At 51.7% G+C, this 18,877-nt stretch carries 18 protein-coding genes and 1 pseudogene; 13 read left to right on the top strand and 6 right to left on the bottom strand.

The genetic code is table 11. The features are described 5' to 3' along the window. Nucleotides 1–21: 21 nt before the first annotated feature. Genes KHQ26_RS08645 through KHQ26_RS08635 form a run of 3 tightly spaced genes read left to right on the top strand, consistent with a single transcriptional unit; the run spans nucleotide 22 to nucleotide 4,113 of the window. Nucleotides 22–3,558 carry a hypothetical protein gene (locus KHQ26_RS08645; protein WP_211777875.1) on the top strand — a complete coding sequence of 1,179 codons (3,537 nt, stop codon included), beginning with the start codon at nucleotides 22–24 and terminating at the stop codon, nucleotides 3,556–3,558. Next, nucleotides 3,480–3,902 (top strand): hypothetical protein, encoded by a 423-nt coding sequence (locus tag KHQ26_RS08640; protein ID WP_211777874.1) that lies wholly within the window; start codon nucleotides 3,480–3,482, stop codon nucleotides 3,900–3,902. The genes KHQ26_RS08645 and KHQ26_RS08640 overlap by 79 nt, the downstream gene beginning before the upstream one ends. Nucleotides 3,903–3,951: 49 nt before the next feature. Further along, complete coding sequence (locus KHQ26_RS08635; protein ID WP_153908601.1) at nucleotides 3,952–4,113, top strand: hypothetical protein; 162 nt, start codon at nucleotides 3,952–3,954, stop codon at nucleotides 4,111–4,113. A 125-nt stretch (nucleotides 4,114–4,238) separates the two neighbouring features. Here the strand turns inward: KHQ26_RS08635 and KHQ26_RS08630 are convergent, their stop codons facing one another. Continuing rightward, complete coding sequence (locus tag KHQ26_RS08630) at nucleotides 4,239–5,087, bottom strand: DUF6236 family protein (RefSeq protein WP_087847085.1); 849 nt, start codon at nucleotides 5,085–5,087, stop codon at nucleotides 4,239–4,241. Nucleotides 5,088–5,749: 662 nt separating this feature from the next. Here KHQ26_RS08630 and KHQ26_RS26015 point away from each other — a divergent pair. Next, a pseudogene (locus KHQ26_RS26015) lies at nucleotides 5,750–5,830 on the top strand (DUF4102 domain-containing protein); the annotation flags it as partial. A 230-nt stretch (nucleotides 5,831–6,060) separates the two neighbouring features. Next, on the top strand, nucleotides 6,061–6,345 hold the full coding sequence (locus KHQ26_RS08625; RefSeq protein ID WP_004183235.1) for a hypothetical protein: 285 nt from the start codon (nucleotides 6,061–6,063) through the stop codon (nucleotides 6,343–6,345). 468 nt (nucleotides 6,346–6,813) lie between these two features. On the opposite strand, the gene KHQ26_RS08620 is transcribed toward KHQ26_RS08625, so the two are convergent. Then, on the bottom strand, nucleotides 6,814–7,353 hold the full coding sequence (locus KHQ26_RS08620; protein WP_004183237.1) for a hypothetical protein: 540 nt from the start codon (nucleotides 7,351–7,353) through the stop codon (nucleotides 6,814–6,816). Nucleotides 7,354–7,734: 381 nt separating this feature from the next. On the opposite strand from KHQ26_RS08620, the gene uraH reads away from it, so the two are divergent. Then, nucleotides 7,735–8,136 (top strand): hydroxyisourate hydrolase, encoded by a 402-nt coding sequence (uraH, locus tag KHQ26_RS08615; protein WP_002892366.1) that lies wholly within the window; start codon nucleotides 7,735–7,737, stop codon nucleotides 8,134–8,136. A gap of 78 nt (nucleotides 8,137–8,214) precedes the next feature. Here the strand turns inward: uraH and KHQ26_RS08610 are convergent, their stop codons facing one another. Continuing rightward, the gene (locus KHQ26_RS08610) at nucleotides 8,215–8,385 is read right to left on the bottom strand and encodes a hypothetical protein (RefSeq protein ID WP_002892370.1); all 171 of its coding nucleotides are present in this window, start codon (nucleotides 8,383–8,385) and stop codon (nucleotides 8,215–8,217) included. 324 nt (nucleotides 8,386–8,709) lie between these two features. On the opposite strand from KHQ26_RS08610, the gene KHQ26_RS08605 reads away from it, so the two are divergent. Together KHQ26_RS08605 and KHQ26_RS08600 are read left to right on the top strand one after the other, a co-directional pair. Further along, nucleotides 8,710–8,850: a hypothetical protein gene (locus KHQ26_RS08605; RefSeq protein ID WP_020804400.1), complete on the top strand. Its 141-nt coding sequence runs from the start codon at nucleotides 8,710–8,712 to the stop codon at nucleotides 8,848–8,850. A 45-nt stretch (nucleotides 8,851–8,895) separates the two neighbouring features. Then, nucleotides 8,896–10,200 (top strand): citrate synthase, encoded by a 1,305-nt coding sequence (locus KHQ26_RS08600; protein ID WP_004147414.1) that lies wholly within the window; start codon nucleotides 8,896–8,898, stop codon nucleotides 10,198–10,200. Nucleotides 10,201–10,252: 52 nt separating this feature from the next. Here KHQ26_RS08600 and KHQ26_RS08595 read toward each other — a convergent pair whose 3' ends face one another. After that, entirely contained in the window at nucleotides 10,253–10,558 is a 306-nt protein-coding gene (locus KHQ26_RS08595) for a hypothetical protein (RefSeq protein WP_002892375.1), read from the bottom strand. After that, nucleotides 10,536–11,198, bottom strand: coding sequence for a LuxR C-terminal-related transcriptional regulator (locus KHQ26_RS08590; RefSeq protein WP_020804404.1), 663 nt, complete (start codon nucleotides 11,196–11,198; stop codon nucleotides 10,536–10,538). The genes KHQ26_RS08595 and KHQ26_RS08590 overlap by 23 nt, the downstream gene beginning before the upstream one ends. 471 nt (nucleotides 11,199–11,669) lie before the next feature. Here KHQ26_RS08590 and KHQ26_RS08585 point away from each other — a divergent pair, with 471 nt between their 5' ends. Genes KHQ26_RS08585 through KHQ26_RS08570 form a run of 4 tightly spaced genes read left to right on the top strand, consistent with a single transcriptional unit; the run spans nucleotide 11,670 to nucleotide 16,457 of the window. Beyond that, nucleotides 11,670–12,230 (top strand): fimbrial protein, encoded by a 561-nt coding sequence (locus KHQ26_RS08585; RefSeq protein ID WP_004151792.1) that lies wholly within the window; start codon nucleotides 11,670–11,672, stop codon nucleotides 12,228–12,230. 58 nt (nucleotides 12,231–12,288) lie between these two features. Then, the gene (locus tag KHQ26_RS08580) at nucleotides 12,289–12,984 is read left to right on the top strand and encodes a molecular chaperone (RefSeq protein ID WP_012068380.1); all 696 of its coding nucleotides are present in this window, start codon (nucleotides 12,289–12,291) and stop codon (nucleotides 12,982–12,984) included. 10 nt (nucleotides 12,985–12,994) lie between these two features. Continuing rightward, nucleotides 12,995–15,430, top strand: a complete 2,436-nt coding sequence (locus tag KHQ26_RS08575; protein WP_020804402.1) for a fimbria/pilus outer membrane usher protein — start codon at nucleotides 12,995–12,997, stop codon at nucleotides 15,428–15,430. 1 nt (nucleotide 15,431) lies between these two features. Further along, complete coding sequence (locus KHQ26_RS08570) at nucleotides 15,432–16,457, top strand: fimbrial protein (RefSeq protein WP_004147417.1); 1,026 nt, start codon at nucleotides 15,432–15,434, stop codon at nucleotides 16,455–16,457. 22 nt (nucleotides 16,458–16,479) lie between these two features. Here the strand turns inward: KHQ26_RS08570 and KHQ26_RS08565 are convergent, their stop codons facing one another. After that, nucleotides 16,480–17,346 (bottom strand): GNAT family N-acetyltransferase, encoded by an 867-nt coding sequence (locus KHQ26_RS08565; protein ID WP_004211259.1) that lies wholly within the window; start codon nucleotides 17,344–17,346, stop codon nucleotides 16,480–16,482. Nucleotides 17,347–17,856: 510 nt separating this feature from the next. Between KHQ26_RS08565 and KHQ26_RS08560 the strand changes: the two genes are divergently transcribed. Continuing rightward, entirely contained in the window at nucleotides 17,857–18,777 is a 921-nt protein-coding gene (locus KHQ26_RS08560) for a Kdo(2)-lipid IV(A) acyltransferase (protein WP_002892400.1), read from the top strand. Nucleotides 18,778–18,877: the final 100 nt, after the last annotated feature.

Here is an 18,877-nt window from a genome sequence, read left to right as displayed (position 1 = left end):
ATACATAGGGCGACATGCACAATGGCAGAAGTTCCACTCCCGACACCGACACAGGTTCCGGTACCTAGTACCGATATCCGCAATGCGGTATTTGCAGGCGCGAAGCTTGATGAGGAAGTAACCGGTTCTGGCGAATATTACACTGATCGCCTTGGTGTAAAGCGCCTGACTAATACCGGGAGAAATAATAAGTTTAACTCCGACCAATCGTACCGGTCCGAGACATTTCAGGCCATGATTTCTGCGCAGGAAATCGCATTTGACTACCAGCTCCATCAGCAGGCGCAAATGTTCACTACAGCCATGCTTGAACAGAAAAATGCATGGGATGACCAGATGGAGGACCAGAAAGATGAATTTATCGATCTGCTAACTTCTTCCGGATATTCGTGGCTCAATGATTACATAGATGGCCCAGTGACATTCTTTAATCGTAGTCAGGTAACAGTCTATAATGGCGTGGCATATCGTCTTGCTGCTTCCACTCCTGTTGGCTTCACGACCACAGGAACCAGCGCGGAATCCTGGGCCAATGACAAGGATAAGCTGGTCCCGATCGGCGATAATGATATACGCCAGCAGGTACAGTATCAGCTCGGTAAATGGCTTCCTTCTGCAGCCGCACTGATGCTCAGTGAAGAGGATGCCTCAGCGATTTATGTTCGCGGTTTTTACGGTGTGAATGATGGGGGGGCGGGTACCTGGCTGGCGACAGGGGTGACCATCACCGGTAACGCAGGTAAGCACATTCCTTCAACTGCAAAAATATACAATAAAAACGGTGTTGAATATTCGTTAGATATCTCCAGCGGGGTTATCAATGTGCTGGCTAACGGATTAAAACCCTATACTTATGCACAGTGTAAGGATGATTCAACTGATAATTATGTATGTGCAGCGGAGGTCTATAACGGCATAATTTCTCTGCTTCCTCCGGCAGTGTATACATCCAATAATGAAGCAAGTTATACGGGAGGAAGAAGGCTTAAAATAAATTTCCCATCTTTAAGGACGCGTTTCGGGAAGACGTATTTCAAGAAAGCATCTGGTGTTTGTGTAAACGGAAATAGCGTAAGGTTAATTCTTTGTGCCGGGCCATCAACTAAATTCTCTGCAACTGGAGTAAGGATTGATGGCTTTAGTCATGGCTATAACGAAATAAAAGAGAAATGGGATGCCGTAAATTCAAATTTATATTGGGGGTCGCTCAGCCTGCAGGATTTTAAGCTGCAGGATATCATTCTAATCGGCGACCATGATATAACGAAAACAGCCAGCGCATGTACGGGTGGCGTAGGCAACATGACTCTCAACCCCGAAGGCGAAATCGTTTCAGGGCTGTGCGTTAAAGATTTTAACTGGGATCGTGTTGCAATGCCCAGTCAGATTGAGGCGACTTACTTCAATCAGCAGGGTCATGCGTTTGATAATAATGAGTTAGATTATAAATACATAACTGACTTCATGGTGAACTCATCGGGCGTCCCCACACGAGCCGGAAATTTTAACCGTGTCAAAGAAGACAACTGTAAGTATGAGTCAGGGAGACGCGGGGTTTACCGCAACGCTTGTGACTGGACCACCTTAACCAACTGCGAAATCATCAACCGCAGGGCATGGTGGCAGTCCGGAAACGTTGATGGAACTATCCCGGAATACATAGCGGTATGTACCGGAACTGCTATGCACGTTTCCGGGGGTTATTGGGGTCCCGCAGCAGCAAAAGACTACAACGGGCGTCTTGGAACAGTATATGGGACTGCACAAAACCATGTATTCAGCGGTGTTTACACCGAATGGACTTACAACTTCTACACTGTTTCGCGCTGGGGCTTTAACGGCAAGGCAAGCCGACTGTTTAGCCTACATCTTGATTGTTTAAGTACCTATAAAGATGACGCCAGAAACTACTGTATGCTTCGGTTTGAAGGCGGCTGTTTCCCGACAACGGATGATGGTGGTAACTCGATATACCCGGACGGTTTCTATCATTACGATACGCCAAACGGCCTGTCGGGACTGTCATTCAATAGTCCGGTACGCGACTGGGGTGCATTTCATCACGGGGGTTATGATAATAAATTTGGGCCTTATAACTGGTATGTAGGTGTGGGCACTGACTGGGATTCCTGGCGTGATCGGCCTTATGCAAAGGAAATGTTTAACCCGTATGGGTTTGCGATAAATGCTGGTCCAGCAATGGCCCTGTGGGCCAACCCGTCTATAAAATCAGAGATAGGGATCTGGATTAAAGACCTGAGCGGCAACTTTGACCCCCAAAGAGTTTACGCATGGATAACAGCGGCAGGGCAGGAAAGCTCAGTTAATACAGATACGGCTCTTTACAAAGCACAGGCTGAATTGTGGGTTGATTTTAATAACGGGTATAAGTTGTTAAAAATAACAAACAAACGGCTTACAGCCTGGGATGGTCTGTTTAGCTATCAGCGGAACTGCGGTATTTATTTTGACGTTCCATCTGATGGAAGCACGCCGATCGTTGTTAAAGCAATAGAAGCTTACACGGGTGGTATACCTGTATTCCCTAATGGTTGCGGAAATTACGTTCCTGAATCAGCTGCAACCAGCGTTCTCAGCACAGCTACCAATATAGTAGGGGCGGGATTTTCTATCGGTGGTGGGATTTTTTCACCAGGTGATATTATCGGGCCGTGGTCGCATGTGCGGCGTACGCAAAGCGGTTACGTCATCTCCCCGACGCTGACCCCTGGATATACGCTGGATCGGAAAATGGTGACAGGTGGCTGCACGCTTGAAGCTGCTTTCAAAGTTGCATTCAGCGCAACAGTGACAACTGTCAACAGCAATGCGACGACTATCATCACAGTGCCTGCTGCATATCTGCCGTACGTAGCTGTTGGTATACCGCTGTATATCACCGGTGGTTCATCAACAGGTGTTACCGGTCAGGTTCGGTTGATTAAGCGCTTGATGAACAGTGACGGTACATTATCTCCGCGATATCTGGTACAGGGAACCATCGGTGCGGTGGGTGACACTCTGACCATCGACCAGGCGCAAATTCCGCCGTACACGTTCTATAATGACCGCAACTTCAATGCTGTTACCGCGACGTCAGTGACTGTCAACGGAGTGTCAGTAGCAAACGCCCACAGGTCTACATACTCTTCAGCTATTGGCTATGGTGGCGCATCCGGAGCTAAAGCGCTGGAGTTCTACGTCAATGGTGGAACCGCCTACACGCAAAGGATTGTTGCCACGTCTACGACGGTAATGAGCCTGGAAACCGGCGGAAACCTGTCAGTAAACGGGAATACCTACCCGAATGCTGACGGCACCTATTCGCTTGGCACCCCATCCGGCCGCTGGTCGCAGGTTTTTGCATCGAATAGCGTTATCGGGACGTCAGACGAGACGCATAAAACCCGCCCACGGGCAGACACGCCGGCGGAAACCGACGCCTATTATGAAATCGGACAGCTCCCCGGCGTCTGGCAGTGGCTGAAAAATACATGGTGGAAGGAGATGGCGCCCGCCTGCACTCCGGGCCGACTGTTCAGGCGGCGATTGCCGTGATGGATAAGTACGGTCTTGACTGGCGGGAATATTCCGCGTTCTGCTATGACGAGTGGGATGCACAGGATGCGATTATTGAGACGTGGGATGACGAGTGGGAGGTAAACCCCGGCACCCCAGCTGAACTGGACGAAGAAGGTAACGTGGTTGTTGAGGCGGTACCGGAAACGCGCACCCTCATCAGAGCGGCGGGAAGCAATGTTATCCAGGAAGCGCGGGAGGCCGGAAGCGTCTACGCATTCCGTAAGGAGGAACTGCTCTTCTGGATCAGCAGGGCAACCATCGCAAAACAGCAGGATATTGAAAAACGCCTGGCAGCTATTGAAGCCAGTATGTCCTCGTAAAAACGGGACAGGATAACGGCCAGGGATGGCCTTTTCGCAGGTGATCTAAATGAGAGTTCAAGTGGTCAAACGTCGGGCATCAGGAGCTCAGCTTTATATGATGCTTGTGGCAGTTGCTGTTACGTATTTTTATGGCTGGGGGTTAGGTGCGCTGGCGTCGGTCGTTTTATCTGTTTTATATTCATTAAAGATTACATATAAATTTAGATGAAAGTGTTAAGTTAAAAAATTAAAAATGGAGTTACTGATCTCATTTATTTAAAATAATTGAGCTAAACACTCAAGGTGTACTTAATGATAGTAGCCCACCTTGAATTAATGGTTTTAATTAAATGATCATGATAGCTTCTTGCTCATCATTCCTATGTAATTAAAAGGACAGGTTTTATCTATTTTCTTGTAAGATATGTCAGCATTTATCTCTAATGTAGCCGCTGCTCCGGCAGCCATGGCTGTTAGTAATGCGGTAGTTTCCCCAAGTCCTATTGCAATAGCTCCTCCATATGCTGAGCCTGCAAATTTCATTACTTCCTTAATTGAGAAATTAAACTTTACATTTGATAAATTAAATTTTATTTTGCTTTCTTTGTATAGCTTTATTATATCATAACAAGCTCTATCTAGTTCATTAACGATCATTTTGAATTCCATTTCTTTGTTTTCTGCCTTCATTATTCTCAATTCAAACTCATTAAGCTTTATCATGAGGTTTTTTAATTCATCGCCACGCTTAAGCCTGAACTCAAGTATGTCATGTATATTTGTTGATACTGATGGCTCTGGTATTGCATTTATTAAGTTAACTATTTCGCCGTGATCTGGTAAGGTATTTTCTTTGTCATTGGAAAACAATCCATACGCATCATTTATTGTGGTGTTAGATTTTTTGCTGTTTAGCTTTTCAAATACATATTTTTTGTTTTCTTTATAAATTATATCACTAACATACCCACCACCATTTATTTCAAGGATGTCCATTAAAATAAATCCGGCTTTGTTTAACTCTCTAAATTCCTCCACAACCTCGTATGCCGCATAATAAAAGTTATTGTTAGGCGTTAAAATTTTATCCCAATACAAAGCCGAAATCATTAAGGTTCGTGGTGATAGGTTAGCGGTGAGTTGCACTGATTTTTTATTATGATCCAGATACATTTCTGGGTAAATAATTATATGATTTTCCATGTCATTCCTTAAGTGTTAACTATATATAATAAACCAGACTACTCTCATCACGGTACGCTATTGTTATGAGCATATTTTTGTATTTTGTCAATGTGGATTGATGTTGTGGGATCTGAGTGTTACTTAATACACTGAAAGAAAAGTTAATTTTTACATTATTGGCAAACTGCAGTTTGCAAAAATCATGGGGAGGTCGCTTGTCACTTCGGAAAGGGAAAGTATCGAGGGGGAAGCACTGGATGATGTTACTGTCGCCGGAGTCGTGACGTTTACTATCTGCGATGTGCGCCAGGACAATGCGGTTGTTTAGTTGCTGTCAGCTCGAGGCTGCTGTGTCGTAGATGTGGCGTGACAGGAATGCACGATAAAGACAGGGATGTATTCAAACGACACGAAACGACACAAAACCGGATGCGAACGCGGTAAACATGTGTGATTACAGTGAGTTATTTAACGCTCTACTTTCTTCTAAGCCGTAGGTCACAGGTTCGAATCCTGTAGGGCGTGCCATACTCACTTCTCTTAGCGTCCTCTGAAGTCTACTCAACCCAGTATATACGCGGCATTTTCAAATATTCCATTACCTCAATGTCTTCTATGATTCATTGAAATCCACATTCATGTGGAGGGAGATTCCTGTTCAATGAAAGGAGATACCCCAGGTGAAGCTCGCAGCCCGCCAGGTCGATATATCTAAAACTAAGGACAAACCCTATAAGCTGTCTGATGGCGGTGGCCTTTATCACCGTTTGATGCGCGTGAGCTGGAATGCATTATTGTCAGCCAACGACACGTAACAGCAGGGGCACTTCATTACCCGCATCATGTTTTCAGACCGATAATCAGCGAGCGCTAAGCATGGCGGCTGTGGTAGGATACAGTTGCTGTCAGGAGCCCTCCTCAAAAATATTAAGGCTTGGGTAATATATGAATACTCGTTCGTTATATTGAAAGAACAGGAGCCTGATTTCATATGTCAGATATTGAACTTGAAAGATTTAAGGCAATGCTTCGTGATGAGTCTATTGATGACCTGCTAACCGCGCTTGCGTACAAGATTCCTTTGTACAGATTAGACCCATTAATCATCAGGGGGCGAACAGAGCACATCACAAATGCGGAATTAATCGAGTCGTTTGACCGATTATATCAGGCCGGAATTTTGATGACTGGTGAGAATGGTCAAGTAGTGAAGGGGCCTAAATGGGTTGAACCAGAGTTCGTGAAAATGGAGAAATACTTTCCGCATCCGCGGTAATAGCAACATCCAGATTACCCGAAAATAGGTTCATGGGCACGACGTAACCGACTAACTCGAACACCTTTGCAGCTATGTACTTTTATCCTCTAATTTCCGCTATCAATCCTGGATAGCACTCAGGGGGTTATTAAGTGGTAACTCATCAGCAAAGATGTGCATGCTGTCGATGACTTGGCATTCATTGAGTTGGCGCCTGGCGGAGCGTTAAACGGATTCATCAGTAGTTGATCGCCTGGTCTACCTATTGCAAGACAACGTTTAGCCTCGCCCTGCTTTTTGCAGTGATACTTACACTATCGCTGGCTTCTGAAGGGCGTCGGACATAACGCAAATTATGCATGGTTCGTTACTCTGAATTATTCATAATAGTCGCGCATTACGTTGAATATCCGCAGGCTATATACCTGGTAGACTCCTCACTGGAGCAGGGCCCGTACTCACATTTTGCGGGCAGGATAATACACCTTAAATATTTGAAGGGATAGGATACTTCAGCTCGATTTGCGGCGCATCGCTTAGCCGCCGGCCAGATTTTGCCATCAGGTATCCGGCGATTTCTTCAGGCGTTAAATCGACATGAAGCATGTCTTTATCCTGAAACCATTCATTAGGCCAGTAGATGAGGTCGGATGGATTGGCATCAAAGTTTTTCTCAAGCAGTCCCAGCGCGTAGCTTTGTTCAGATTCCTTACCTTCGGCCTGACACACAAACTGGATGATCTGAATCAGCTCATCCCAGGATAAATCCGCCACGTATTTTTCTTGATTAAACGCCATCCGGGTGAAGTCTTTTGCACTGGTCCATGAAGAGAAATCCCGGAAATCAGAGAATGCATACGGGTTAATAACCTGGCTATTCCAGTCATTTATCAACATTTTCAACCCGGCATCCTCTTCCTTAGCCCCGTTATCAATTTGCGCCAGTATCTCTTCGGCCATGTCCGCTAGCTGTTTCAGTTTCTGGCGGTTTACTTTGGCTGGTTGCAGACGTTCGGGTAATGGCATCGGGTTATTCCTTGTAAAATTGAGTGCATCAGTGACAAGCTATGCTCCCATCCTGGCCAAACATTTATCCAAAGTCTATATACAATCAATCCCTCTTCTGACAACGAGCGTCTAACGGTATAAATATCAGCGGTAGGTCCCGGACGTTCGTTACCCGCTATCCGGAAAAAATCTACTTTTCAAGATGAAAAGTGGCTTCGCAAACCATATCTGTTAGCCGACTTCTCTGTGCAGGAGGCCGCTTGCGGCCTGTTTCAGAGTACACCCAGTTGTACCGTTCCCCGCCAAATAACCGCAATCTGATAACAAAAAGTTTAATTTTTTTCCCCGCCGCGCTGACTATAGTTAGGGCACTTTCACTTGCCCAATAAGGTCACGATTATGAAATTAGTTATCGCCTCCGTAATTTCTCTGCTCAGCTTCAGCGCGCTGGCGGCGCCAGAGGGGACGCTCAGCGTACACATTCTTAATCAGCAAACCGGGCTCCCTTCACCGGGGGTGCAGATTGAGCTGGATAAACAGCAGGGGGAGAGCTGGCAGCATATCGCCACCGGTAAAACGGATGCCGATGGGCGGATTAAATCGCTCTATCCGCAGGCGGAGAATATGGAGCCGGGGGTGTATAAAGTGACGTTTAAAACCGGTGACTATTTTAAAAGCCAAAATATGAATACGTTCTTCCCGGTGATTCCGGTTATTTTCAATGTCACAAAGCAAAATCAAAAACTGCATATCCCGCTGCTGCTCAGTCAGTACGGATACTCTACCTACCGCGGCAGCTGATGACCCAAGCCGCTATCCAGCCAACGCCTGCGCGGCTTCCGCAGGCGTCACACTTTTCTCGCACCACGATGTCCACGCCTAACGCTCGGTCTCTTTCTCTTTAAAGTGTTTAACGGCTTCGTCGTACATCGCCAGCAGGCCGGAAATTTCGCCTTCATATTGCGGCACGCGCTGGGCGCGAACGAGCTCAATCAGCAGCGCATAGGCTGCTTCTTCCGGGGCCGCATGTGGATTGATCAGTCCAGACATATCACCTCCTTAACAGTGGGCCTTTAGCCTACCCCTCGGCGGGAAAACGCAACAGCCTGATATGCAACCAGTACTTCTTATATGGCTCTTGTGAAACCTCAGAGGCGAAGACCACGGCGGAAATCAATTGAAGGAGGGGTTATCCAGACCACTGGCGTGGCGATTAGCGGTGCATCTACACCGGCAGGAGGCTCATCATCAGCCAGGCGATGGCGATGCAGATAAGGGTCATCGACAGCACAAAATTCATGGTAGCTCCTCTTCATCCTTTCTTTACTCGCCGTAAATTTTGACAGTGATGATCGCCTTTATCCTTGGCGATTTGTGCCGCTATCCGGCGGTGGGCTGGGGAAAGACGGCCTGTTTCCCCGTGAAGGCCAGCAAAATATCCTCTTTGTCAGGGTTATAGTGATGACATCAATGAATAAGCGGCATCACATTGGTTATGTTGGTCTTTCCGCCTGAAGAATGACTTCAGGTCGCTGATAAGCTTGCTGGGGGACTAACAGGATGAGCACTACACCGTTAACGCTTTCTTTTGCCGGGCAACAACCGCCCATCGCCCTGCCGCAGGTGCCGGGAACGCGGGGGCCGGTGGGAGTCGACATGCGCGGGCTAAATCAGTCCGGATTCTGCAGCTATGACCCCGGCTTCGCCAATACCGCCGGATGCCAGTCGGCGATCTCGTGGATCGATACGGAAAACAGCGTGCTGCTGCACCGCGGCTATCCGGTAGATCAGCTGGCCCGCCAGTGCGATTTTCTCGAAGTGGCCTACATCATGCTGAACGGTGACGCGCCGGATGAGGCCAGCTATCAAACCTTTCGCGAGACCATCACCCGCCATACTCTGGTCCACGAGCAGATAGCCCGCATGTGCAGCGGCTTTCGTCGCGATTCGCACCCGATGGCGCTGATGTGCGCCCTGGTGGGGGCGCTGGCGGCGTTCTATCATGATGTACTGGATGTGGAAAATCCGCAGCACCGGGCGCTGGCCGCCACCCGGCTGCTGTCGAAAATGCCCACTATCGCCGCCATGAGCTACAAGTACACCATTGAACAACCCGCCGCGTATCCGCGCAACGATCTCTCCTATGCCGGAAATTTCCTGCAGATGCTGTTTGCTATCCCGGCGGAGAAATATGTTCTGAATCCGGTCATCGAGCAGGCGATGAACCAGATCCTGGTGCTGCATGCCGATCACGGGCAGTGCGCCTCGACCACTACGGTGCGCGCGGCGGGCTCCTCCGGGGCGAACTTATTCGCCTGCGTCGCCGCCGGGCTGGCGTCGCTGTGGGGGCCGATGCATGGCGGAGCAAATGAATCGAGCATGCGAATGCTGGAGGAGATTGAAAGCGTCGATCAGGTTCCGGCGTTTCTGCGCCAGGCGAAGCGCGATCCGCAGGCATTTCGCCGGCTGGGTTTTGGCAACTCGCGCTACCGTCACCGTGACCCGCGCGCCGATATCCTGCGTGAAACCAGCCATCGGGTGCTGGCGGAGGTAGGCATGTCTGACCGCCTGCTGCAGGTGGCGATGGCCCTTGAGGACGTGGCGCTGACCGACCCCTATTTTGTGGACAATGGCCTGTCGCCAAGCGTGGATTTCTATACCGCGGTGATCCTTAAAGCGATGAATCTGCCTTCGTCGATGTTTGCGGTGGTCACCGCGGTCGGTCGGACGGTCGGGTGGGTGGCGCACTGGAACGAGATGCACCAGGCGCCGCTGACCATCTACCGGCCACGGCAGATTTACGTTGGCGAGGGCTATCGGGATTACGTCTCCCGACGCGGCGAGCGGTCTGCTGAGCTAAGGTAATGCCTTACAGGCAGGAGGCGCGCGGCGTCTTCCTGCCCAGGCGGGTTACTACTCAGAGATGCCGGGAGAGCAGATAGTGCTCGACGGCGGTATATTCGGTTAACCGGGTATACAGCGCCAACAGGGCGCTGAGAAAAGCGCCTACCTCACAGGCCTGCGGCCTGGGCGTGGCGAGTAATTGCTGTAGCGTAGCTCTCAGTTGATCAAGGTCGGGCTTCAGCACATACGGTATATGCAGGGTGCTGAGGATGGTTTCAGTCTGCTGGAAATCATGACGAGATGGCAACGCCTCGTCTGCGCTTAGCCAGCTCAGAATAATCAACATGAGGCGATTTTTAGCGTAGAGATACGATTTCATGGCCTGTCTCCTGTCGGTAGTGGCGCAACACCATCCCCTGAACTTTGTTCATCAGTTCCACGTTATTTTTCACCGCCAGCTTGCTAAGGACGCGTGAACGGTAGTAGTAGACCCGTTTGATCGTGAGCTGCATGGTGCTGGCCACGTGACACAACGGCATTCCCCCCATCAGCAGGCTGATTAAAAAAGTTTCCTTACGGGTCAGGTTATAGCTGTCAGGTATGGCGATATAGAGCTTGTCGGCGGGGGGCGATGTCAAGCGCGGACCGCGGGCAAGGGCAGCGCTGAGCCCGGCAAAACTGGTGATGAACTCTGCGCCGAGCACAATGGCGAGGCTGCGTTCGAGCTCGCTCAACGGGTAGCCTGATTTGGCAAAAATAAAGATCCGGATCAGGGGATTAAACGATTTTAAACTGAGCGCGACCTGCAGTACTTCGATGCTGACGCTGCTGTAATCAATAAGGATGGTGCTTAGCCGGGCTCCGGCATCGGTCGCAAAAAAAGAATAGAACATCTCACTCTGTCCACTAAACGGGTAACAGAGTATTTCTTTAATATCCAGAGGCTTGCTGTTTGGTTCATTAATATACGCTTTCAGGGCAATATTAAAATATTCTGAATCCGCAATGCAGATCAACATAATGACCTCCTGGCATAAATACGCTGTGCATGCTGTCCTGCCTGATTCGACAATTTACTGTAGAGAATACCCACCTGAAATAACATACTCCCTGCGCTTTCAGTCCAGGGGGGGAGAACGTGGGAGGAGGTGGTTAATAATGAGGGTGAGATAGTTAGATCGCATTTCTCGAATGTTTTTTAGAAAATAAAAAATAAAAATTACCTTTTATTTACAGTGAGTTGTGTTTTTATTGTGCGTCAGTTTTATTTCTTTTTCAAAGTGGTGTTAAGACTTTTCTATAAAAAGTAGAAATGGTCCTGGTGGCGAATTTGAATAATAAATAATGAAGTGAGTAGGATGTCAGTGCAGGGAAGGGGTTAAAAGATAACAGGTTAATCCAATGGACTGAGCATTAATAAATTGTACGTATAAAGTACGCCAGGGTATTTCCTGAACGATTCTCCATAAGCGTGGTGATGAGGAGTGAAGATGAAAAAATACAGCAGAGGAATGGCATCTTTCGTGGTGATGATGATGCTTTCTCCGGTAGCGGCACAGGCTGCTGATGGCAAAGTCACCTTTAATGGTGAAGTCATCGAAAATACTTGTACGGTAGTGAATAAAGACAAGACGGTAACCCTACCGACGGTCCAGCGTTCAGCGCTCAGCAGCGCGGGTGAAACGGCGGGCGTGGTTCCCTTCACCATCGATCTGACGAGCTGCACCCCAGGGGCTGATGTCTCGGTGTACTTCGAGAAAGATCAATACGTTTCCACGGAGGGTCGACTAAAAAACACTCTGTCTGACGGCACGGAAGCAGAAAACGTCGATGTGGAGCTGCTGAACACTCGGTTTACGCCGATTAACCTCGCGGAGACCCCGGCGGTCGCTGCAGACGGCACCATTGCTCGCCCGGACGTGATCCCGGTGGCGGTGGCTGAGCAGGATGGTTCCGCCTCGCTGCCTTTCTATGCCCGCTACTATGCGACCGACGCCGCTACGGCTGGAAAAGTCGCTACCTACGTCAACTTTACGGTGGTCTATCCGTAACCCCTGTCCACGGCCCCGCTCAGGGGCCGTTTGTCCACCCGGCAAGGAGGAGGTGAATATGCGGCGTATGGTTCTGGCACTGCTGCTGTCCAGCTATTTACCCTCGGCGGACGCCAGCATGGTTATTGACGGCACACGGATTATTTTTTCCGGCGACAAAAAAGAGATCGCCGTCCGGGCCACCAATATGGGGGAGACCCCCTCTCTGACGCAGGTCTGGGTCGACGATGGCCGCGTGCAAAATCAACCGGAAAAGGATGCGGCGCCGTTTATTGTGCTGCCGCCGATTGTGCGCATCGAACCGGGAAAAGGCCAGAGCTGGCGCCTGGTGTTTAACGGCAGCCGCCTGCCGCAGGATCGGGAATCGCTGTTCTGGTTCAATCTTCTGGATATCCCACCTGAGCCGAAAAATGGCAAGACTGACAATTACCTGCAGCTCGCGATACGGTCGCGTATCAAGCTGTTTTACCGTCCGGCAGGCGTGGCGGCGGAAAAAATAGCCGCGGAAAAAGCCCTGAGCTGGGCGCTGGCTCCTACGGGCAACGGGCTGCGGGTGAGCAATGCCTCAGCGCGCTATATCACCATCGACAGCATCACCCTTAACGGACAAAAACACGCTGCCGGCATGGTCGCCCCGTTTTCCTCGCTGGAGATCGCGCCTAAAGGGGTCGCGCTGCGCACGCTGCCAGCCAAATTCAGCTTCACCACCATCAATGATTACGGCGCGGTAGTGAATCATAATTATCCTCAGTAAGGACATTATTATGAAATTCAGGGAGATCAAGGTTGGGTTGATGCTGCTCCTTCCCTGGCAGGAGGCATGGGCGGCAGAGGCGTTTAGTTTTAACCGCGCCCATTTGCACGGCGCCGCGCAGGTTGATCTCCAGAAATATCAATACGGTAATCCACTACACGCCGGACAGTACCGCAGCACGCTCTCGGTGAATGGCCGGGACCTGGGGGAAGAAACGTTTGTTATCCAGGAACACGATGGCCAGCTTGAGCCCTGCATCTCACCCTCGCTGTTCGACGCTCTGCAGCTGAAGGATGCCCAGTGGCCAACCGCGGCCACCTGCCTGCGTTTTTCGCAGATCGATAAGGCGATCGGCTGGGAGTATGACAGCGGGGAAAACGTCCTGCGGGTAAATATGCCCCAGTCGCTGCTGCAACCCCATTATCGGGGGGCGGTGAACCTGAAAAAGGTGGATAGCGGCGTGCCCGCCGCGGTGCTGCGCTACCAGGCCAATAGCTATCAGAGCATCGTCGACGGGGACACCAGCAGCCATCATTATCTCGGGCTGGATGCCAGCCTGCGCGCCTTTGGCTGGCGGTTACATCACCAGTCCAGCTACCAGGCGCAGGAAGGGAATACGCACTGGGATAGCATTGCCACCTGGGCTGAGAGAAGTGTAGTGAACTGGGCGTCCACGTTACGGCTGGGTCAGGGATGGACCGACGGAACCTTCTTTGACAGCGTCAGTTTTATCGGCGGCAGGCTGGCTACCGATGTGCGCATGCTGCCGGGCTCTCGCCGCGGTTTTGCGCCGTCGGTCAGCGGCGTGGCGCGCACCAACGCCCGCGTAACGGTCACCCAGAACGGCGCTCTGTTGTACGAGGCAACGGTTCCGCCGGGCAAATTCACCTTCGACGATCTCTATCCCACCAACGCCGGCGGCGATTTACAGGTGACGATCCACGAGGCGGATGGCAGTCAGGACACCTTTACCGTGCCGTACGCCACGCTGCCTGGCCTGGTGCGGGCAGGCGCGGTCTATTATGATCTGTCGCTGGGCTATCTGGATGAGGACGGGATCGCCGGGCGGCCGGGATTTGGCGAAGCCACGCTGCAGTACGGCTTCAATGACTATATCAGCGGCTATACCGGCGCTAACGCGACGACAGATTATTACTCGACGCTGGTCGGCAGCGCCTTCAATACCTACTGGGGCGCGCTGGCGGTCGATCTTTCCCGTTCTGCGGCGAAGGGCAGGGAGCACGGCTGGCAGGAGGGCTACCGCTGGCGGGTGTCCGCATCAAAATCGTTTACATCCGATACGCGAATGCTGCTCTCGATGAGCCACAGCAACGACGGCAATTATCGCTCCATTCGCGATGCCGCCTGGGAGCACGACCGGCACCCCAACGACTGGCGGGAGATGACCCGCTACAGCGCGACGTTGTCTCAGCAGGCCGGCAGCGGCAGTCTGTCATTTAACGGAATCTGGAGTGAGGATGTCCGCCACCACCGCTGGCGCTCATATCAGCTTGGCTATGCCAACCGCTATGGTCAGCTCAATTATTATCTGTATGCCCAGCAGAGCCAGGATATCCATCACCGCAATAATCAGGTGGTGGGCGTCTCCTTTTCGCTGCCGTTCGGGCAGGCGGGCAGCCTGACCACCCGCTTTAACCACGATAAAAACTACGGCAGCCAGCTGCAGTCCAGCTATACCGGCAGCGCAGGCGAGAAAAACGCCTTCAGCTACGGTTTGACCGCCAGCTACGACATGCCGCGGGAGAACCCAAATGAAGCCAGCGTTGCGGCCAACGGTAGCCTGCGGACGGATTATGCGTACCTGAACGCCAGCGCCAGCGCCGGTCGCCATCAGCAGCAGTACTCGCTGGGGGCATCGGGCGCCCTGGTAGCGCATCAGGGCGGCATGACCACCACCCCCGAACTGGGGGAAACCTTCGCCATTGTGGAAGCGCCCGGCGCGGTGGGGGCCCGGGTGGCTAACCGCCTTGGACAGCCGATTAACCGCCAGGGTTTTACGATCATCCCTTACCTCGATCCCTTTACCGCTAACTGGCTGGATCTCGATCCGCAGGGTCTGAACGACCATGTGGAGATTGTCTCCAGCAGCACGACGGTGGTGCCCGATTCGGGCGCGGCGGTGAAGGTCAAATTTGTCACGCGTACCGGCTATCCCTGGTTTGCCCATGTCACGCTGCCGGATGGCGCGGCGCCCCCGCTGGGCGCGGAGGTGTTCGACGACAACGGTCGGGCGGTTGGCGCCGTCGGTCAGGGCGGGCTGCTGTATGCCCGGGTGCCGCAGGACCACGGCAGCGTCTCGGTAGTATGGGGCGAACGCAGCGGGCAACGCTGCCGGTTGGCCTATGCCATCCGCGACGACGCGGTGCAGCAGGTTAGCAGCGGCACGCCGCATCAGGTCTGCCGGCCGGGAATAAAGGAGAAGTAATATGAAAAAAATCATCGCATCAGGGGTACCTCTTCTGCTGGCCGGCGGGTACTGCGCTTCGCTGTCGGCAGCGTGCCAGATGGTCAGTGGCAAAACTATCGAGTATTCAGTGAACGTCAGCCAGGCCAGTATCAACCTTGACGTCAGCGATCTCCCCATCGGCTCCCTGCTATACAGCTACGGAGGGATGATTATCACTAATAACGAACGCTGGGAGATCGCCTGCAGCGGCAGCGAGCCCGGCGGGTTTCAGAGCATTGGCGGTTCCCGGGTCGGCCCGGCGGGAGACGGCAAGCCGGGGGATATCTACAGCATCGACCGCCTGCCGGGCATCGGCTACAGCTTTCAGATGGGGGAACAGGATGGCATTAATTTCGATCCCCTGTTCACGGCCTGGCCTTCCGCGCCGGTATTTTCCGGCCAGCGCGCATTTCAGGCGGAAAATAAAAAACCGACCATCTATTTCTGGCGGATTGCCGATAACGGCGGTCTACCGCCGCCGGGCGAATATTGCCTTAATGATTACCTTGGCGATATTTATCTTGGCGGAGTACAGGCGATGCGCTTCAGCGTCAGCGGACTCTGTATTCAGGTCAAATCACCCACCTGCAAGATTACTGACGACAGTAAAAACATTAACGTCTTCCTCGGACGGCATAACAAAACCGCATTTACCGGGCTCAACAGCACCACCGCCCCGGTTCCTTTTAACATCAACCTGACGAACTGTGAAAATGTCGGCAGCGTGTTTATGCAGTTTAACGCGACGGTGGACAGCGCTGTCGCCGCCAACGAAGTGATTAAAATCGATGACCAACCTGAAGGGGCATCCGGACTTGGCGTGCAGATCCTCAGTGCCGGCGGCTCGCTGGTGCCGCTAAACCAGGTGAGCCAGGTCTGGTCCGGGAAAAAAGGCAGTCAGACGAACTATCGTTTATCCTATCAGGCCCGCTATATCCAGACGCAGCCCGCAGTGACTGCGGGCGAAGCGAACGCCAGTGCGACCTTCGTGGTGACTTATAACTGATCTGCCTGGCGGCACAGCGCCGTCAGGCATGCGCCAGTAAAGGAAACATCAACTTCCTGTCTTTAAACAGGTTTTCCTTCTGGTCATAGACGAAGAGGATATCTTCTCCCTCTATCTTCTCATACTCGCCGAGCCGGTCTTCACTGGGGGTAAAACCGAGGATGGCCTGGTAAACGTGGTCATCGGCCAGTTCGTTGACCAGCGTCGACAGGCTCTTGCCCACGTCGCAGAACAGATCAAAGCAGATCAGCACCGGACCGTTTTGCATGGCGATGACCACCGCCTCATTTTTTGCCGAGTAATAGACAAAATGCTTCATAAAGGCTGAGCAGTAAAACATCAGCAGGCCAAAGTTATGCTCCACCCGCAGCGGTGAGAACGGGTTGGATTTTTCATAGTAATGGCGGAGCAGGGCGACATCGTCAGCGCTGTCCATATCCAGTTTACGAAAATCACCGGCTCGCGGGGAGACCGGCATAATATATTGATGTTCTTCGCTGCGGGTGAAGCCAAATTTGGGGTAAAAATCCACCGTGGTGGGATTGGCGAATAAAAAGAAGGCGTCCGCCTCCTGCTGCCAGTCCTGCAGGATGTGATGGATAAGCTGGCCGGCTAATCCCTTATTACGGTGGTCCGGTTCGGTCATCACGGTGCCAATCTGAATATAACGCCGGGGCTCGCCCTGCCAGCGCAGGTCGATGATGTTGGCCGAAGCGTTAGCGATAACTTTATTGCGTTCGACAAAAGCATAGGGGATATAGGCGTCGGTCCAGTAACCTTGCTGATACCACTCTTCAAAAGACAGGTCAAAAGTCTTAACGGCAAGGTCAATGAAGCTTTTTCTTAATGGGTTATTTTCTCTGACTTGCTTCACTAATTGATAATTCATTGTCATAGTTCCTTCTCACTATGGCTTCTGAAAGCGGCGACGTCGGCAAAGGCACTTGCGTCGAATGAGCGCTGTAAACGTAGCATATCTGGGAAAAGGATCCGCAATGTCGATGCTTAACCTTTGCCCCAGTCACAAATAACCGCATGCTGGCCGTGTCAAACCGGGCGAAACGGACTGTTTGCGTTCGCTATCGCCATAATAAAGCGTGAGTAAAAGAGGTATTGGTCGAGAGGCTGAGGCAAATGTACTGGCTATTTTATCAACAATCGGCCGAGCCGTAGAGGTTAGGTTTATTTATTTATGCATTAAACAGGAAATTTTACGCGTTGCGTCTAATAATAGAGTAGTCCCCAGCGTAAGGGCTGAATTTATCCTGGAATCGGCTTATAATAACGCGCTTTGTGATTGAGTATTACCGCACGAATTGGAAAAATACTACGTGCAGGATCCGCTACTTTATTTCGCGGTTTTTGCTCAGCTATTATTGAGTGAATTAACAGGATTACTATGTCAAATTTACCCAAATTTTCCCGCGCGCTGTTGCACCCGCGTTACTGGCTGTTGTGGCTGGGAATTGGCTTTTTGTGGCTGCTGGTGCAATTACCGTATCCGGTGATCTACCGTCTGGGAACGGCGCTTGGGCGGCTGGCAATGCGGGTGATGAAAAGCCGCGCGCGGATTGCCAGACGTAATCTCGAACTCTGCTTTCCCGAGATGAGCGCCGCCGATCGCGAGGCGCTGCTGGTGAAAAACTTTGAATCGCTGGGCATGGGGCTGATGGAGACCGGCATGGCCTGGTTCTGGCCGACGCACCGGGTAGCGCGCTGGACCGAGACCAGCGGCGTTAACGAGGTGGTGGAGCTTCTGGAAGAAAAGCAGGGCATTTTACTGATCGGTATCCATTTTCTGACCCTCGAAATGGGTGCGCGAATGTACGGCATGTTTACCCCAGGCATTGGCGTCTACCGTCCTAACGATAACCCGCTGATTGACTGGCTGCAAACCTGGGGACGCTTGCGCTCTAACAAGACCATGCTGGATCGAAAAAATCTGAAAGGGATGGTCAGGGCGCTAAAAGAGGGGGAAATTCTCTGGTACGCGCCGGATCATGACTACGGTCCGGCCAGCAGCGTCTTCGCCCCGCTGTTTGCCGTCGAACAGGCAGCGACCACCACCGGTACCTGGATGCTGGCGAAAATGTCCGGGGCGACGATTGTGCCGTTTGTTCCGCGGCGCAAGCCCAACGGCATGGGGTATGAATTGATCTCCCTGACGCCGGAGCGCACGCCGCCGCTGGCGAGCGCCGAGGTTACGGCGGCCTGGATGAATCAGATTATCGAACAGTGCATCCTGATGGCGCCCGAGCAATACATGTGGCTGCACCGGCGCTTTAAGACCCGCCCGGAAGGAGTACCGCCGCGTTACTGAACGCCTCGGCCAAAAAATAAGCGCATCGGTAGCACGCTTAGTAAATCGCCGTCTATACTGAAAGGGCCTGACTGAAGGCTAATTCCAAGGAGATTGCAGG

The sequence above is a fragment of the Klebsiella sp. 10 genome (genome assembly GCF_018223925.1).
GTDB lineage: Bacteria > Pseudomonadota > Gammaproteobacteria > Enterobacterales > Enterobacteriaceae > Klebsiella > Klebsiella pneumoniae.
The sequence above is the reverse complement of the archived record's forward strand: the minus strand, read 5'-3'. Positions and strand labels throughout refer to the sequence as shown.

Bases quoted from the DNA above. Each gene is read 5' to 3' on its own strand.
- KHQ26_RS08570 (WP_004147417.1), top strand. From the start codon at position 15,432: ATGAAAAAAATCATCGCATCAGGGGTACCTCTTCTGCTGGCCGGCGGG.
- KHQ26_RS08585 (WP_004151792.1), top strand. From the start codon at position 11,670: ATGAAAAAATACAGCAGAGGAATGGCATCTTTCGTGGTGATGATGATG.
- KHQ26_RS08600 (WP_004147414.1), top strand. From the start codon at position 8,896: ATGAGCACTACACCGTTAACGCTTTCTTTTGCCGGGCAACAACCGCCC.
- KHQ26_RS08590 (WP_020804404.1), bottom strand. From the start codon at position 11,198: ATGTTGATCTGCATTGCGGATTCAGAATATTTTAATATTGCCCTGAAA.
- KHQ26_RS08635 (WP_153908601.1), top strand. From the start codon at position 3,952: ATGAGAGTTCAAGTGGTCAAACGTCGGGCATCAGGAGCTCAGCTTTAT.
- KHQ26_RS08610 (WP_002892370.1), bottom strand. From the start codon at position 8,385: ATGTCTGGACTGATCAATCCACATGCGGCCCCGGAAGAAGCAGCCTAT.
- KHQ26_RS08645 (WP_211777875.1), top strand. From the start codon at position 22: ATGGCAGAAGTTCCACTCCCGACACCGACACAGGTTCCGGTACCTAGT.
- KHQ26_RS08580 (WP_012068380.1), top strand. From the start codon at position 12,289: ATGCGGCGTATGGTTCTGGCACTGCTGCTGTCCAGCTATTTACCCTCG.
- uraH (WP_002892366.1), top strand. From the start codon at position 7,735: ATGAAATTAGTTATCGCCTCCGTAATTTCTCTGCTCAGCTTCAGCGCG.
- KHQ26_RS08595 (WP_002892375.1), bottom strand. From the start codon at position 10,558: ATGAAATCGTATCTCTACGCTAAAAATCGCCTCATGTTGATTATTCTG.
- KHQ26_RS08560 (WP_002892400.1), top strand. From the start codon at position 17,857: ATGTCAAATTTACCCAAATTTTCCCGCGCGCTGTTGCACCCGCGTTAC.
- KHQ26_RS08630 (WP_087847085.1), bottom strand. From the start codon at position 5,087: ATGGAAAATCATATAATTATTTACCCAGAAATGTATCTGGATCATAAT.
- KHQ26_RS08625 (WP_004183235.1), top strand. From the start codon at position 6,061: ATGTCAGATATTGAACTTGAAAGATTTAAGGCAATGCTTCGTGATGAG.
- KHQ26_RS08575 (WP_020804402.1), top strand. From the start codon at position 12,995: ATGAAATTCAGGGAGATCAAGGTTGGGTTGATGCTGCTCCTTCCCTGG.
- KHQ26_RS08565 (WP_004211259.1), bottom strand. From the start codon at position 17,346: ATGAATTATCAATTAGTGAAGCAAGTCAGAGAAAATAACCCATTAAGA.
- KHQ26_RS08620 (WP_004183237.1), bottom strand. From the start codon at position 7,353: ATGCCATTACCCGAACGTCTGCAACCAGCCAAAGTAAACCGCCAGAAA.